At 54.5% G+C, this 15,564-nt stretch carries 13 protein-coding genes; 2 read left to right on the top strand and 11 right to left on the bottom strand.

Features of this window, described 5'->3' with window-relative positions:
- Window positions 1–69 precede the first annotated feature (69 nt).
- Window positions 70–336, top strand: coding sequence for a DUF1471 family stress response protein YhcN-B (yhcN-B, locus tag K8W53_RS02515; RefSeq protein ID WP_000853277.1), 267 nt, complete (start codon window positions 70–72; stop codon window positions 334–336).
- A 59-nt stretch (window positions 337–395) separates the two neighbouring features.
- On the opposite strand, the gene K8W53_RS02510 is transcribed toward yhcN-B, so the two are convergent.
- The 4 genes from K8W53_RS02510 to aaeX all read right to left on the bottom strand — a co-directional run bounded on the left by K8W53_RS02510 (window position 396) and on the right by aaeX (window position 3,956).
- Window positions 396–668, bottom strand: a complete 273-nt coding sequence (locus K8W53_RS02510; protein ID WP_001103887.1) for a hypothetical protein — start codon at window positions 666–668, stop codon at window positions 396–398.
- 171 nt (window positions 669–839) lie between these two features.
- Entirely contained in the window at window positions 840–2,807 is a 1,968-nt protein-coding gene (gene aaeB, locus K8W53_RS02505) for a p-hydroxybenzoic acid efflux pump subunit AaeB (RefSeq protein WP_000510913.1), read from the bottom strand.
- A 5-nt stretch (window positions 2,808–2,812) separates the two neighbouring features.
- Entirely contained in the window at window positions 2,813–3,745 is a 933-nt protein-coding gene (gene aaeA, locus K8W53_RS02500) for a p-hydroxybenzoic acid efflux pump subunit AaeA (protein WP_000855138.1), read from the bottom strand.
- Between the two features lie 7 nt (window positions 3,746–3,752).
- Entirely contained in the window at window positions 3,753–3,956 is a 204-nt protein-coding gene (aaeX, locus tag K8W53_RS02495) for a p-hydroxybenzoic acid efflux pump operon protein AaeX (RefSeq protein WP_000051840.1), read from the bottom strand.
- A gap of 181 nt (window positions 3,957–4,137) precedes the next feature.
- Here aaeX and aaeR point away from each other — a divergent pair, with 181 nt between their 5' ends.
- Window positions 4,138–5,067, top strand: a complete 930-nt coding sequence (gene aaeR, locus K8W53_RS02490; RefSeq protein WP_000440300.1) for an HTH-type transcriptional activator AaeR — start codon at window positions 4,138–4,140, stop codon at window positions 5,065–5,067.
- Window positions 5,068–5,188: 121 nt separating this feature from the next.
- Here the strand turns inward: aaeR and tldD are convergent, their stop codons facing one another.
- The 7 genes from tldD to mreB all read right to left on the bottom strand — a co-directional run bounded on the left by tldD (window position 5,189) and on the right by mreB (window position 15,398).
- The gene (gene tldD, locus K8W53_RS02485; protein ID WP_023224484.1) at window positions 5,189–6,634 is read right to left on the bottom strand and encodes a metalloprotease TldD; all 1,446 of its coding nucleotides are present in this window, start codon (window positions 6,632–6,634) and stop codon (window positions 5,189–5,191) included.
- 144 nt (window positions 6,635–6,778) lie between these two features.
- Window positions 6,779–10,579: an AsmA2 domain-containing protein YhdP gene (yhdP, locus tag K8W53_RS02480; RefSeq protein ID WP_024147965.1), complete on the bottom strand. Its 3,801-nt coding sequence runs from the start codon at window positions 10,577–10,579 to the stop codon at window positions 6,779–6,781.
- A gap of 106 nt (window positions 10,580–10,685) precedes the next feature.
- Window positions 10,686–12,155, bottom strand: a complete 1,470-nt coding sequence (gene rng / locus K8W53_RS02475) for a ribonuclease G (protein ID WP_000123188.1) — start codon at window positions 12,153–12,155, stop codon at window positions 10,686–10,688.
- Entirely contained in the window at window positions 12,145–12,738 is a 594-nt protein-coding gene (locus tag K8W53_RS02470) for a Maf family protein (protein ID WP_000210306.1), read from the bottom strand. Before K8W53_RS02470 ends, rng begins: the two co-directional genes overlap by 11 nt.
- A gap of 8 nt (window positions 12,739–12,746) precedes the next feature.
- Window positions 12,747–13,235: a rod shape-determining protein MreD gene (gene mreD, locus K8W53_RS02465; RefSeq protein ID WP_000179403.1), complete on the bottom strand. Its 489-nt coding sequence runs from the start codon at window positions 13,233–13,235 to the stop codon at window positions 12,747–12,749.
- A gap of 2 nt (window positions 13,236–13,237) precedes the next feature.
- On the bottom strand, window positions 13,238–14,290 hold the full coding sequence (gene mreC / locus K8W53_RS02460) for a rod shape-determining protein MreC (RefSeq protein ID WP_000802538.1): 1,053 nt from the start codon (window positions 14,288–14,290) through the stop codon (window positions 13,238–13,240).
- A 64-nt stretch (window positions 14,291–14,354) separates the two neighbouring features.
- Window positions 14,355–15,398 (bottom strand): rod shape-determining protein MreB, encoded by a 1,044-nt coding sequence (gene mreB / locus K8W53_RS02455; RefSeq protein ID WP_000913396.1) that lies wholly within the window; start codon window positions 15,396–15,398, stop codon window positions 14,355–14,357.
- Window positions 15,399–15,564 lie beyond the last annotated feature (166 nt).

Genomic DNA, 15,564 nt, shown 5'->3' with positions numbered 1-15,564 from the left:
TTCGCGGAGATATCGCATAAGAAAAGCCCATTAATCCGCGAGGTTGACCCTATAAAGGAATAAAAGACCATGAAAACGAAATACATTATCGCATCACTCGGCCTGGCCACTCTGCTCTCTTTCGGCGCAAATGCCGCAGTACACCAGGTCAACGCGGAACAGGCGCAGAATCTGCAACCGATGGGCACCATTTCCGTCTCGCAGATTGGCAGTACGCCAATGGATATGCGCCAGGAGATCGTCGCTAAAGCCGAAAAAGCAGGCGCTAATAGCTATCGCATCATCGAATTAAAAGAAGGTGATAACTGGCACGCCACCGCCGAGTTGTATAAGTAAACCCTCGTCGTCTAACCCGACGACTTGCCCCCGCCTGTCGGGGGCTTTTTTATGCTTTTTCAATGCCGGACATTAAACCGTAGCCGCCCCTCCAGCTCTTCTTCCGCTTCATCAAAGAGTAAAATCAGCGCCCCGTAGCGCCTGCGCAGTTTATCAGGCAGGTGAACGAACTCAATCTCTAGCGGTAGAGGTAAGATATCGCTCATTACCGCATCCCATAATGTATCAAGATCGCTTACTTTCTCACTGGCAAGACCAAACGTCTGCGTAAACTCGCGATAAAAATCGCTTTGGTTTTTAATATCATTAAAATCAAAAGTATAGACATTCATAGCCAGCCACCATCCCCGACAGACAATTGTCTGTTTTACTACTAAGCATCATTATGCAGAGGTTTCACTTCCAGAAACGCTTTTAGCCCCGGAGCACTCTTGCGCTGTTTTTGTATCTCAAATAAGTATAGTCATAAAAAAACCGACGCTTTTGGCATCGGTTCTTGTGGGTTAGCTATCGGTAAGCGCGTTCTGGTATTTATGTAACATGCCCGTCAGGCGTTTAACCGGTTCCGTCACCTGCGGCGGCGCCTCCCAGATACGTAATTTCTCCTGATAGATATCCAGCTCATCCAGCAACTGACCAAAGTAGCGTCGCCGTTTATCATCGCTTCCGGCGGAAATAACATGGTCTGCAGTACGACGAAGCTGACGATGGAACACTGACAGGTCTTCATTAACCGGTATCGGCGCGTCGCGCAGACGTTGATGAGCAATGATCATCGTTAGCGCCAGGCGAAACTTCGGCAAATCGCCAGGGAATTTATTCATCAGCAAAAAGAGTTGCTGATATAACGCAGGCAGACGGTTTTCTTTACGACGTACCACGTTGGTCGTCATTGCCGAGACCGCAGCGGAAACAAACTGATTAAGCAGCACGCGACCGGTTCGATCTTTGGATTTATCACGCACCAGCAGGATGACGATAAACGCCAGCATACAGCCGACAATTTGCCCCAACGCGCTGTCGAGGAACTGGCTGAAATGGAACGTCATCGGATTATCCAACACAATAATGTTAATCGTACTGGCCAGCGCCCCCATCGACCCCAGACGCCGTTTCTGGACCTCAATGCCGATAAAGAACCCCAACACCGCCAGGCTCAAACATAACAACAGCATACTTTGCTGCGTATTGGGAATAATCACCAGGAAATAGAGCAATCCCAGCGGCAACGCCGCCAGAGTGCCATAAATAAAATCAATGCAGACCATGCGCGGATTGGGTAAACGCATCGCCAGCGAGGTCACCACGGCAATCATCACCATCGCGCCATTACCCGATGTCCAGCCGGTCCATAGCCAGAATAATGTCCCCAGTATGCAGGAAAGCGTGGTGCGCCAGAAGTTCACCATCGCATGGTGACGTTCAGCGGATTCCACTTTAACCACGGGTTCGCCTTGCAGGATCTCTTCTTCCGTCGCGCTGATTTTGGTGTTGCTGATCACGCCGCGTTTAAGCAGCAGATAGCGCGTCGCAGCGCCTACCCAGCTATAAAGCGTGACGGGCGTTTCGCGCTCACCGGTCCAGACAATGACACGCCGCATCCGTTTTAACTGCCTGTGGACGTCCTGTACCGTTTCAACCGGCGTCTCGAACAGTTCCCGGAATGTATCGGTAATCAGTTCCGGCCGCGTGTTTTGAATAAGATAAGTTTCACAGGATTGCGTAATCAGCGTGAGCGAAAGCGTATTCAACGCTTTCAGGCGGCGGTTAGCGCGTACCCAGCGCGAAGATTCCATATTCAGATTACTTCGCATCCCCTCCAGCGCCGCCGTGCGTCGCACCAGATCGCCCCAGGCGTTGTCGACTTCTTCGCTGTCGCCATGCTTAATACAAAGTTGCATTAGCTGATATTGCGCTACCAGTAAACTGTCCAGTTCGCGATCAACCTCCTGCTTTATCGATCGCGGCGAGAAAAGCAGATCCGCTAAAATAGCGCAGCCAATGCCGATGACGATTTCGCTACAGCGCTCAAGCGCAAATTGCGGCGTGAGCAGCGGCTCCGTCTGAATGGTAATCACAATGATCAGCGCAGTATAACCTGACAGTCCCCACGCATAAGAGTTTTCGATCCTTACTAAAGAGGAGATCCAGGTACAAAAACCGGCCCAGACACAGCACACCAGAATCATCAATAGCGGCGCGCGGATCATAGAGATAATAATGATAAGCGCGGCGATACAGCCAATAAACGTCCCGATAATACGCAACATTCCGCGATAACGGATAGCGCCGGAATAGGGTTCCCCGCCGGCGGCAAATGCCGGGCCTGCCGCCACGATCGCGGCGGTCAGCACCGCCCAACGCGGCGTCTCCAGTTGAAAATGGAAGCCGATAAATAATGCCAGCACAATGGCGCACGCCAGCTTTACCGCAAAACGAATGTGCTGGTTGGCAATGGAGAAAATGCCCATGACGATTAACCGAATTCGCGCAGCCGGTGCGCCAGTTTACGGAAGAAGGAGTCCTGGCTTGCGTCACGATCCTGCTTACCGGTGATCACGACGGTTGCCGTCGTACCGGCAGGCCACAAATTCCCCTGCTGCTCGTCGAGCCGGATACGCACCGGGACACGCTGGGCCAGACGCACCCATTCGAGGTTAGAGTCTATCGTCGCCATCCCTTTCGCATCGCTGGTACTGCTGGCATTCGTTACCCCTGCCGCCACGCTATCGACGGTACCTTTTAATACCCGGTTGCTGCCAAGCGGCGTGATTTCGGCACGATATCCCGGACGCACGCCTTCCAGCTTGGTCTCTTCCATATAGGCCTGCACGTAAAAAGAGTTCTTTTTCACCAGGGCGACGGCTGTGGAACCGCGGGTAATAAATTCACCGGCATAAACATTGAGGTTAGTCACCCAGCCGTCGGCAGGCGCGCGAATGACGGTGCGCTCCAGATCGAGTTTAGCCAGGTCGCGCGTCGCCTGGGCTTTAGCCAGTTGATGCAGTACAGTCTGCAAGACGTTGTTCGCCTGATCGATCTCTTCCCGGGACATCGCCTGTACGCCGAGGCGATTACGGCGACTGGCTTCCTGGCGTTTTTCCTGCGCCAGGACCTGATAATAGGCTACATCAGCTTCCGCTTCCGCCAGTGCTTTTTGATAGCGTGGCTGATCGATGGTAAACAGGACCTGATCCTTTTTCACCAGTTGGTTATCATGCACGTTTACATGGGTAATCAGGCCCGCGACATCCGGGGCAATAGCGACGACATCGGCGCTAAAACGCGCGTCGCGCGTCCAGGGAGATTCGGTGTAATACACCCAGGCGCGGAAAATGGCGATAAAGGCCAGAATAACCAGTACGAGGGTAATGGCCGTACGGGAGAGTTTTCTTGTTAGTGTTTTCACTTCAACCTCAAACGAACAGGCGCGATATTAAATAAAACAGACAACAATACAGCGCGGTATTGAACAGAGCCGGATGCCAGACAAAATCATAGATACCCGTCGGCACAAGCATCCGACGCACCAGCCAAAAAATAGCCAGTGACAAAAGCAATTCGAAAAATATCGGTGGGAAGGAAAGACCAAACACCACGATAACGGGAAACAGACTCATGTTGACCTTGATTTCTGAGAGAGAGCAGGCGATAGATTGTTAAGCTACATCGCCGCAGAGAAGGGCAAGAGACGCCAGGCGAGAGCGACATAGCTCTTATTCGAATAATAGTATATTAACGTAATTGTTATGCTGTTATCTATATTATGTGATCTAAATCACTTTTAAGCCAGAGTGAATAATGGAACGATTAAAACGAATGTCGGTATTCGCCAAAGTTGTCGAGTTTGGCTCTTTTACCGCCGCAGCCAGACAGCTGCAAATGAGCGTATCGTCCATCAGCCAGACTGTGGCGAAACTGGAAGATGAGCTTCAGGTTAAATTGCTCAACCGCAGCACACGCAGCATTGGGCTCACCGAAGCTGGAAAAATCTATTATCAGGGCTGTCGTCGTATGCTGCATGAAGTGCAGGATGTTCACGAGCAGCTTTACGCTTTTAATAACACGCCTATCGGTACATTGCGTATCGGCTGTTCTTCAACCATGGCGCAAAATGTGCTGGCCGGGCTTACCGCAAAATTATTAAAAGAGTATCCCGGTCTGGCGGTCAATCTGGTGACAGGAATTCCGGCCCCGGATTTAATTGCCGACGGGCTGGACGTGGTGATCCGCGTGGGCGCGCTGCAAGACTCCAGCCTGTTTTCCCGTCGACTCGGCGCGATGCCGATGGTTGTGTGCGCCGCCAAGCCCTACCTCGCTCAGTACGGCGTCCCGGAAAAACCCGCCGATCTCAGTAGCCATTCCTGGCTGGAATATAGCGTGCGCCCGGATAATGAGTTTGAACTTATCGCGCCGGAAGGAATTTCTACCCGACTGATTCCACAGGGGCGGTTCGTCACTAACGATCCGATGACGCTGGTACGCTGGCTGACCGCCGGAACCGGAATCGCCTATGTGCCGCTGATGTGGGTGATCGATGAGATTAATCGTGGCGATCTGGAGATTCTGCTGCCTCGCTATCAGTCCGATCCTCGTCCGGTGTACGCGCTGTACACCGAAAAAGATAAGCTGCCGCTTAAAGTGCAGGTAGTGATTAACGCGTTAACTGACTATTTTGTCGATGTCGCACACCTGTTTCAGGGGATGCACGGGCGAGGGAAAGAAAAATAAAAACACCGGGTAATTGCTGAAGACGATTGTAGCCAGATGCCACCCGAGGCTGACATTGCCTGATGGCGCTGCGCTTATCAGGCCTGGGCGGCACACACCACAGGCCTGATAAGGCGGACAGTTATGCGGTGCCGCCAACCGTCAGGTTATCGACTTTCAGCGTCGGCTGGCCTACGCCTACCGGCAGACTTTGACCCTCTTTACCGCAGACCCCCACCCCGTTATCCAGCTTAAGGTCGTTGCCGACCATGGAGATCTGTTGCATCGTTTCAATGCCTGATCCAATCAACGTCGCGCCCTTCACCGGCGTCGTGACTTTGCCGTTTTCAATCAGATACGCTTCCGAGGTAGAGAACACAAACTTGCCGGAGGTGATATCCACCTGACCGCCGCCAAAGTTAGGCGCATAGATGCCGTACTCAACGGATTCGATAATTTCCTGCGGCGTTGACTGCCCCGCCAACATATAGGTATTCGTCATACGCGGCATCGGCAGATGCGCATAAGATTCGCGACGCCCGTTACCGGTCGGCGCAGCGCCCATCAGGCGCGCGTTCAGCTTGTCCTGCATGTATCCTTTCAGCACGCCATTTTCAATCAATACGTTGTACTGGCCTGGCGTACCTTCATCATCGATAGCAACGGAGCCGCGACGGTTCATCATTGTGCCGTCGTCCACTACGGTGCAAAGCGCGGAGGCAACCTGCTCGCCGATCTGACCGCTAAACACAGACGTCCCACGACGGTTAAAATCACCTTCCAGCCCGTGACCGACCGCCTCGTGCAGCAATACGCCCGGCCACCCGGCGCCCAGAACCACCGGTAACGTCCCCGCTGGCGCAGCGACCGCAGAGAGATTAACCAGCGCCATGCGTACCGCTTCTTTCGCCCACGCGTCGGCGCGAACCTCGCCGTCGAGATCGGCAAGAAAATACTCATAACCAAAGCGACCGCCGCCGCCGCTGGCGCCGCGCTCGCGTTTACCGCCTTCTTCCACCTGCACGCTAACGGACAACCGCACCAGTGGACGGACATCCGCCGCCAGCGTCCCGTCGGTCGCCGCCACGAGGATTAATTCATATACGCCGGTCAGGCTGGCGTTAACTTCCTGCACGCGTTTATCGGCTTCTCGCGCCACTTTGTCAACGCGTCTGAGGATATCCAGCTTCTCTTCGCGGCTCATACTTTGCAGCGGATCAAGGGTGGTGTAGAGCGGCTGATGCGCTACGGCGGCGAGCGTTTTTACCTTACCTTCGCCGTTATCGCGTACAATGGTTCGCGCTGCCTGCGCACTCTGCTCCAGCGCGAGGAGGCTTATCTGGTCAGCATAAGCAAAACCGGTTTTTTCGCCGCTAATGGCGCGAACGCCAACGCCCTGGTCGATATTATATGAGCCATCTTTAATGATGCGGTCTTCTAAAACCCAGGATTCGTGATAGCTCGACTGAAAATAGAGATCGCCATAATCAAGACGGCGTTCGGCCAGTTGGCCCAAAATAGCGAACAGATCCTGATGGTTCAGGCCATTCGCCGCTAGCAATTGTTCACTTACCAGGTTCAGACTCATCGTTTTTGCTACTCATTGATTTCTGCCGGATGGCGGTTCACGCCTTATCCGGACTACGTTGTTAGATTGTACAAACCGGATAAACGCAGCGCCGTCCGGCATGACTATTTACTGAGAGTGGGGCAATTCCTCGCCCCCGTCAAATCATTGCTGGCTTTCTTTTCTCGGTTGGCGCAGAACTTCGTTGATCTGCGGCGCATCGACCGGACCGGTAATGCGATAACGCAGAATGGAGACCTTGCTCCATAGCGGCCCCAACACTTTACTGGCGGCAAATACCGCCGCGCCGACAATCGGGTTAACGGCAAACGCGGCGGCGACGCCTACGGTGGCGGAAATTTCCGGCGCGACAACGGCCTCCATATCAAGACGACGACGCACCAGATCAACAGAACCTTTCATTGCAATATCCGCTTCCAGCCCATCCACCAGCGTATCGTCAGTATGCAGGACGCCATCTTTAATCCACGCGGTACTATGAATAGAGTCGAAATAGAAGCCCTCGCTAAAGGTATCTCTGAAGTCAAACCGCAGCTTACGCAGCAACGCGTCAAAACTGAGCAGCCGCAGTAGCTGTCCGGCATGACCGCTACTGAGATCAGTAAACTCGCCTTTGCCCAGACGCGTACGTAAAATCCCGTTGAGCGTGGCTTCCTCAGGTTGCCAGGGCGGGTTTCGCCAGTGCAGATCGTAATCTACGTTAAAAGACGCGTTCTGGATTGGCGTCGAGATGCCGAAGAACCCGGCAGCCGTGTCGAGGTTACTACCATGCAGACTACCTTTCAGCGAGGTTCGTTCATTACCCGGCGCATTCACCCACTCGCCGCTCGCTTTCAAACGGGCGAATCCGGTATCGATCAGGCCATTCGCCAGAGTCAGCGTATTGCCTTTGATGGCGAAATCGCCATCAATACGCCCATATTTTTGCCCCCATAGCCAGCACTCTTCGCAGCGAAGCTGTAAGTCCGGCCAGCCGCGGAAGCTAATCGTGTTCGCCGAAGCCAACGGCGATGTCGGCGTTGGTGACGAGGCGTGCGTTTTTGCGACGCCAGGGTTGTAGTACAGGTACTTAATGTTCGCCAGCCACGGCGCATGGTTGCGCATGAGCAGCGTGGCGTTCACCTCACGGCCCTGCGCTTCAATTTTTGTTCCGTTCAGCGAGGGTGCTGAAACGACGCTCAAATTGTTCCACTGCTGGCCGCCCAGCGATAGCGCGGGAGTACGCAACGTGATGCGTTGAGGAAACTCGGCCGAACTGCTCACGTTATCCGCCGCGCCTTTCTGGAATAACGCCAGCCACTGCGCGCCATCCAGCGCCGGCAGATTGAGCTCAACGCCTTGTTGAGCAGGTAATGGCGGAATCGTCCGGCTGTCCGTCGTCCAGATAGCCCGATCCAACGTCAGCTTCTGATTTAATAACCAGCGGCTGTTAAAGTGATTTTTACTCCCTGCGCTCCCCGTTAGCGCAAAACTTTTCAGGTTGCCGTCAGCCTGAATGTTCACCGGAATGGCTTCGCCTGCGGGTTTATTTAGCGGAGAAGGTAAGTGACTGCTCACATTTCTCAGATCGCCGTTCAGCTCGATGTGATAAGTGGTGTCAGCGTGATACGGAAGATCGATGCCGACTTTACCATTCCACGTCACGCTGCCGCTCAGGGCGTCATTCAGTTGCGGCGGTAAGACGCCCATACGCGTTGGCTGCCAGTTACCGTTCAGGTTGACGGCGACCTGATAGGCTTTTGCCCCTTCCGTCGTACTGAAATCCAGGTTAAGCGGCTGATTAAACCAGTTTGCCGTCAGCGGCCCGCTTTTTAGCGCGCCATTCACAAAGCTGAATTTACCGTTCAGATTTTTGAGCGTGCTGTTTAGCGGCTTAATAAACAGACTGTTATTACGCAACGAGACATCGCCCTCGGCGGTAACCTGTTCGCCATCCAGCGGAATATCAAGATGTAAGCGAGCATTCACATCGCCATCTAATTGGAGCTCCGCCAGCGTCGAGCCAAGCGAGTCTTTTAGCGGCGTCTCGTCGAAATAAGGCCCAACGGCTTTTCCCGGCCCGTTAATATCGGCATCAATGAGCAGTTTCTCTTTGGAATAATCCGGAATCGCCGCCGCGAGTTTGCTGGCCTTCACCCCGCCCAAATCGACGCTATCCGAACGCATCCACAGGCCGTCGTTCAGGAAATCCAGTTCAATGTTGAGATTTTTTAGCGCCGGCCAGTCGGGTTGAAAAGCAAACGTCGCATTGCGCAGCGGCACCAGCACTTCAAACTGACCTTCGTTATGCTTATAGGGAAAGAGGTGCGGGTTACCACCGTAAACCAACGTGGCGTTATCCGCCTCGCCGCCCTGAATCGCGCCGCTAAGGTAATCGACCAGCGCTTTGCCCATCAGGTTTTCCGGAAAATAGCGCCACGCCTGAGATCCATCGTCGGTACTGATGCCGGCCAGAATGCCCAGCCACGGTTCGTCGCCCGTCGGTTGCAGATAGCGGAACCCGCCGCGCGCATGTACCGCCTTTGCTTTGACGTCAATGTCGCGGCCATCAAGCTGAAAGCCGTTCTCATTCTTCAACCAGCTAAGCGTCGCGACGCCGTTTTCAATTTCCAGCGGCGCGCGAAAAACGGTTTCATAGGGCATTTTAGCCTGCTGCATCGCAACCTTCATCTGCCCGTCTTCTACGCTTCCCGCCAGCGTACCGGAAAAATGTTCCGCGCCGGGCAACAGCTTCCACTGTTTCCAGGCAAGATTTTCCCACGATGCCTGAAAACGCGTTTTTTCGGTCGCCTGTAGCGGAATATCCAGCGCCAGTGTGGCGATCTTTCCGCTCGGCTGCGTAGCCTGCCATATTTCGCCCAGCACAGGCGACAGTTTAGCCGCCAGCGGACGTAATGCTTCCAGCCCCGCCAGTTCAAGGTTACTGGCGCGAATGCGTAGCTCATCGCTACGTGTGTGATTCTCGCCGCCGACGTCCTGCTGCGGGAGCCAGGCCACTGTTAAGGCTCCGCTCGGCCAGGATTTACCATCAAGCGTAATCCGTGTGTCCGGAATATAAAACTGCCAGCCCGGCTGCTCACGGCTAATCTGCGCCGTCAGGTTATCGACAGACAGCGTGTGCGTCGTGTTATCGCCCAGCCAGCTTGCGCCGCCCTGTTTCAGCCAGACGTCTCCTCCGGCGATTTCGCCTTTACTGAGCGTCATCCAGCCTTCCAGACTGAAACGCGCCGTCTGGAGCGCCACATTATCCTGCATCCATTTGCCCAGCCACGGCTTGACGTCAATATCGTCGGCCTGTAACCAGACTCTGCCGTTATTCAGCAAACCGTCGTCATCGCGTAAATCCATCCGCACCTGCATCACGCCGTGCTGCCCGGTCAGGCTGGAGAGGCTGACCTCGCCTTCGGCGCGGTGTCGCTCTTTGCCGTTTAGCCAGGTAAGCTGTGGGATCGCCAGCTCCGCGCGTTGTCCGGAAAGCGTCAGAAAACTGATTTGGCTATCGCGCAGATCGAAATGATCGAACTGCCGCAGGAAAAGATCGCTTAAACGGCTGGTTTCGATGCCTTCGCCGTCGCTGCTTTGAAGAGGCGTGTTGGTGCGGAAATTGAGTTGCCAGAAGGTCAGGTCGCGAAACTGCCAGCGCATATGCAACAGGCTTTGCCAGACGTCCAGCGCCAGCGTAACGCGTTTTATCGACAGTTCGCCGCCATCTTTCAGGGCGGCATGAATATTATGCGCTTCCAGCGTAGGGCCAAAATTTTGCCAGCTTGCGGAGAGTTGGCTGGCGGCCACCGGCACGCCGGTCACAGACTCAATCTTATTCAGGATAGCTGGACGCCAGGCGTCAAGATGAGGCAACGCCAGGCGCAGCCCGCTAACCAGCAGCGCTGCAATGACGATGAGCGCGGCTCCAGTGAGCAATAAAATCCCCGGCAATCGCCTCACGCGTCTCTCCTTGTCTGCCAAAAAATACGACTCACAACCTTGCTTTGCCGGACGGCGGCGTGAACGCCTTATCCGGCCTGCAAATGCTCGTACGGGTCGCGGTCTTTTACATCATTACGACGTCAAACTGCTCCTGGTTATAAAGCGGTTCGACCTGAACTTTAACCTGTTTGCCGACAAAGATTTCGACTTCCGCCAGCGCGTGTGATTCTTCGCCTTTCAGCGCTTCCGCCACCGCAGGAGAAGCATAAACCAGGAAGCGATCGGAGTCATAAGCGTGATGAACACGTACAATTTCACGCATGATCTCATAGCAGACGGTTTCCACCGTTTTTACCGTCCCGCGGCCATGACAGGTTGGACACTCGTTACAAAGCACATGTTCCACGCTTTCACGAGTCCGTTTACGGGTCATTTCCACCAGTCCCAGCGGCGAAAAACCGTTAATACTGGTTTTCACGCGATCCTTACTTAACGCCTGTTCCAGCGAATGCAGCACCCGGCGGCGATGATCTTCATTATTCATGTCGATAAAATCGATAATGATAATGCCGCCCAGATTACGCAGGCGTAGCTGGCGGGCAATGGCCTGAGTCGCTTCAATATTGGTATTAAAAATGGTGTCGTCGAGATTACGGTGTCCAACAAACGCACCGGTATTGATATCTACCGTCGTCATCGCTTCGGTTTGGTCGATAATCAGATAACCGCCGGACTTGAGTTCAACCTTACGCTCCAGCGCGCGCTGGATCTCATTTTCCACGTCATAAAGATCGAAGATCGGCTGATGGCCACTGTAATGCTCCAGCTTACTGGTCATTTCCGGGATGTATTCTGCGGTAAACTCCAGCAGCGACTCATAGGTCAGACGTGAGTCAACGCGAATTCGGTCCAACTGCGCATCGGCGAAATCGCGCAGCACGCGCTGCGCCAGCGCCAGTTCGCCATACATCTGGTAGCGCGTTTGCGGACGCTTTTTGCGCTCCATGACTTTCGTCCAGACGCGCTTGAGATAGGCGGCATCAGACGCGAGATCCTCTTCACACACGCCTTCCGCCGCGGTACGGATAATAAACCCGCCCTGTTCGTCGCAGTATTCCGCCACCACCTTTTTCAGGCGCTCGCGTTCACTTTCGCTTTCGATACGCTGGGAAACGCCAACGTGTGACGCGCCGGGCATAAAAACAAGGTAACGGGAGGGCAACGTGATGTCCGTGGTCAAACGCGCGCCTTTCGTGCCGAGCGGATCTTTCACTACCTGCACCATCAGATCCTGTCCCTGACGCACCAGTTCGGAGATATCGCGCACCGTAAACTGTTTTTGCTCGTCGCCCGCCACGCATTCGGTATGCGGCATAATATCGGAAGCGTGAAGAAATGCGGCTTTATCCAGCCCAATATCTACAAAAGCCGCCTGCATACCTGGAAGTACACGACTTACACGACCTTTGTAGATATTGCCTACGATTCCGCGTCGCGCTTCGCGCTCAATATGGATTTCCTGAAGAATACCGCCATCAATGTACGCCACGCGCGTTTCCGATGGCGTTACGTTTACCAACAATTCAGCCGTCATGTTTATCCCTTTTATCACGCAGTGCGTTAAAATGACTCAACAACTCATACGTTTCAACCAGCGGTAAGCCGACCACGGCGTGATAGCTGCCATTTATCTTCCTGACAAAACAGCCACCCCGCCCCTGAATACCGTATGCACCTGCTTTATCTAAAGGCTCGCCGCTGGCGACATAGCCAGTAATATCCTGCGCAGAAAGCGTGCGGAAAGTCACCTCCGTTACCACCAGACAATCCAGCGTCTGCTGCGAGTCCGCAAGCGCAACAGCAGTCATCACCTGATGCGTATTTCCGGAAAGCAAACGCAGCATTTCTGCGGCATGAGCGGCGTCGCGCGGCTTTTCCAGCACCTCGCCGTTTAACACGACTATCGTATCCGCGCCCAACACCGGCAGATCACGGGGAACCAGCGCCACGCCAGCCTGCGCCTTTTCGCGCGCCAGCCGAACAACATACTGCTGCGCGCTTTCCTGAGCACGCCGTTGCTCTTCAATACCAGGCACGACCTGCTCGAATGAAAATCCAAGTTGAGTCAATAATTCCTGGCGACGCGGGGAACCGGAAGCAAGATACAGAGTTGTCATATCGACCTTTATTGCACAGCAAACTGCTGGCGTACTTTACGCATCAGCAAAAAGAGCCAGGGCCACAGCACGCCATTGACTACACTACTCCAGAACACTTCCGGTCTGAAAGAGACGTTGATCACTAAAAACTCGGCCCAGAAAACAATAATGTCCACGGCCAGTGAAAGCAACATTACCACCAGCGCCTGCTGCCAGAGCGCCAGGTTACGGAAGAGCTGGAATTTCAGAGCGACCAGATAGGCGACAATACTCATCGACAGAGCGCGCACGCCAAGTGTGGAACCGCTGATAAGATCAAGTATGGCACCCATCACAAATCCCGTCCCCACATTTACGCGGTGCGGCAGGGCCAGAATCCAGTACAGTAAGATGAGCAAAACCCAGTTTGGCCGGAAAACAATGATGTCGTCCGGCCAGGGCATGATTTGCAGCAACAGCGCAATAAGAAACGAGAGCCAGATAACCCAGCGCCCCTGGCTACGATAGCTCGCCACCATTACCCTCCCGGCGCACGCGCAGGCGGCGTGGTCGCGCCCGAAGGCGATGGTTGCGTTGATACCGGCGCAGTCTGGCCCGCAGATGGCTGAGTAATCCCCGTCGCCGGGTCCGGCACTGGCGCCGGCGGCCCCATCGCATCCGGAGAAGGCAACACCTGCGGCATCATCTGCATCAGGCGCTCATTGGCGACGCGGTGAACCTCTTCCGGCGTCATCGGATTGGCGCCGTTACGATCGGCTCCCCACAACAGCAGCAGATAGCGCAAACGCTGCAAACCCGCGGTTGGACGTGCCTGAATGACGGTATAGGCGCGCTGAGTGTCCAGCTTGACGGAGGAGACCACCGCCACCGGATACCCTTCCGGGAAACGTCCACCAAGTCCGGACGTTACCAGCACATCGCCAACGCGAATATCGGTATTGGCGGGCAGATGTTCAAGCTGAAGATCGTCAGTACAGCCGTTACCGGCGGCAATCACGCGGATGTCATTGCGCAGTACCTGAATCGGCAGCGCATGAGTCGCATCGCAAATCAGCAGTACGCGGCTGGTCAGTTTCGCCACGGCGACAACCTGCCCTACGACGCCTTTGTCGCTAATGACCGGTTGACCTTCATATACGCCATTAACGCTGCCTTTATCGATAACGACCTGATCGCTGTAAGGATCGTTAACCGTTGAAATAACCTGCGTCACCATTTTCTGCTCGTCCTGACGCAGCGGCGACCCCAGCAGCTCGCGCAACCGCGCGTTCTCCTGTTTGTACTGCCCCAGCATCAGCAGGTCGCTGTTTTTTAGCAGTAATTCCTGGCGCAGCGCCCGATTTTCCAGCTCAAGCTGGTCGCGAGAAGCCAGCGTTTGCGACACGCTGTCGAGCAGTTCACGAGGGCCGTTTGAAATAAAATAGAAAGGACTGACGGCAGTGTCCATGTACGTTCGGATTTGACTGAACGTCCCCAGGCGGCTGTCGGCAATGATAACGCCGAGCGCCACCAGCACCGCCAGAATAAGGCGAATCTGTAGCGACGGGCCACGGCTAAAAATTGGCTTCATAGGCTATGCGTATTCTCGCGTCGGAGAGGCAGGATAATCCAGGGATAATCCTGCCCGTATCCAACTACTCTTCGCTGAACAGGTCGCCGCCGTGCATATCGATCATTTCCAGCGCCTTGCCGCCGCCGCGCGCCACACAGGTCAGCGGATCTTCAGCAACCACGACAGGAATGCCCGTCTCTTCCATTAACAGACGGTCAAGGTTACGCAGCAGCGCGCCGCCGCCGGTGAGCACCATACCACGCTCGGAGATGTCTGACGCCAGCTCCGGCGGACACTGTTCCAGCGCCACCATTACCGCGCTGACGATACCGGTCAACGGTTCCTGCAACGCTTCCAGAATCTCGTTTGAGTTCAGGGTAAAGCCGCGTGGAACGCCTTCCGCCAGGTTACGGCCACGCACTTCGATCTCGCGGACTTCGTCGCCCGGATAAGCGGAACCGATTTCGTGTTTAATACGTTCTGCGGTGGCTTCACCGATCAGAGAACCGTAGTTACGACGAACGTAATTAATGATGGCTTCGTCGAAGCGATCACCACCAATACGGACAGAAGAAGAGTAAACCACGCCGTTCAGGGAGATAACGGCAACTTCAGTGGTACCACCACCGATATCCACAACCATTGAACCGGTTGCTTCAGAAACTGGCAGACCTGCGCCGATCGCGGCCGCCATCGGCTCTTCGATCAAAAAGACTTCACGGGCGCCTGCGCCCTGAGCGGATTCACGAATTGCGCGGCGTTCTACCTGCGTCGCGCCGACCGGCACGCATACCAGTACGCGCGGGCTTGGGCGCATAAAGCTGTTGCTGTGCACTTGTTTAATAAAGTGCTGGAGCATTTTTTCGGTCACAAAGAAGTCAGCGATAACGCCGTCTTTCATCGGACGGATCGCAGCGATATTGCCCGGCGTACGGCCCAGCATCTGCTTTGCATCATGACCGACTGCAGCCACGCTTTTCGGCGAACCGGCACGATCCTGACGAATGGCCACAACGGAAGGCTCATTCAATACGATGCCTTGTCCTTTTACATAAATGAGGGTATTCGCGGTACCCAGGTCAATGGACAGGTCATTGGAAAACATGCCACGAAATTTTTTCAACATACTAAGGGATAATCCTGAAAGCTGGGGCGGAAAACAAAATCCGCTTACTTTACCAACCACACGCAGCAGCGACAAGGCGCAAAAATCATCTGCTACGGTGAAAATTAGTGCAGTTCGTTTCCTTTGTTACAAATCTCGGCCTGAGTCCCTCAGGGCTGAAAAAATC

It is taken from the genome of Salmonella sp. A29-2 (assembly GCF_020150755.1).
GTDB classification, from domain to species: domain Bacteria; phylum Pseudomonadota; class Gammaproteobacteria; order Enterobacterales; family Enterobacteriaceae; genus Salmonella; species Salmonella enterica.
This window is presented reverse-complemented; position numbering and strand designations above follow the sequence as displayed.

What these genes read in the sequence shown, in the direction of transcription:
- aaeB (WP_000510913.1), bottom strand. Translation starts at nt 2,807, where the DNA reads ATGGGCATTTTCTCCATTGCCAACCAGCACATTCGTTTTGCGGTAAAG.
- yhcN-B (WP_000853277.1), top strand. Translation starts at nt 70, where the DNA reads ATGAAAACGAAATACATTATCGCATCACTCGGCCTGGCCACTCTGCTC.
- tldD (WP_023224484.1), bottom strand. Translation starts at nt 6,634, where the DNA reads ATGAGTCTGAACCTGGTAAGTGAACAATTGCTAGCGGCGAATGGCCTG.
- K8W53_RS02470 (WP_000210306.1), bottom strand. Translation starts at nt 12,738, where the DNA reads ATGACAACTCTGTATCTTGCTTCCGGTTCCCCGCGTCGCCAGGAATTA.
- rng (WP_000123188.1), bottom strand. Translation starts at nt 12,155, where the DNA reads ATGACGGCTGAATTGTTGGTAAACGTAACGCCATCGGAAACGCGCGTG.
- mreB (WP_000913396.1), bottom strand. Translation starts at nt 15,398, where the DNA reads ATGTTGAAAAAATTTCGTGGCATGTTTTCCAATGACCTGTCCATTGAC.
- aaeX (WP_000051840.1), bottom strand. Translation starts at nt 3,956, where the DNA reads ATGAGTCTGTTTCCCGTTATCGTGGTGTTTGGTCTTTCCTTCCCACCG.
- mreC (WP_000802538.1), bottom strand. Translation starts at nt 14,290, where the DNA reads ATGAAGCCAATTTTTAGCCGTGGCCCGTCGCTACAGATTCGCCTTATT.
- aaeR (WP_000440300.1), top strand. Translation starts at nt 4,138, where the DNA reads ATGGAACGATTAAAACGAATGTCGGTATTCGCCAAAGTTGTCGAGTTT.
- K8W53_RS02510 (WP_001103887.1), bottom strand. Translation starts at nt 668, where the DNA reads ATGAATGTCTATACTTTTGATTTTAATGATATTAAAAACCAAAGCGAT.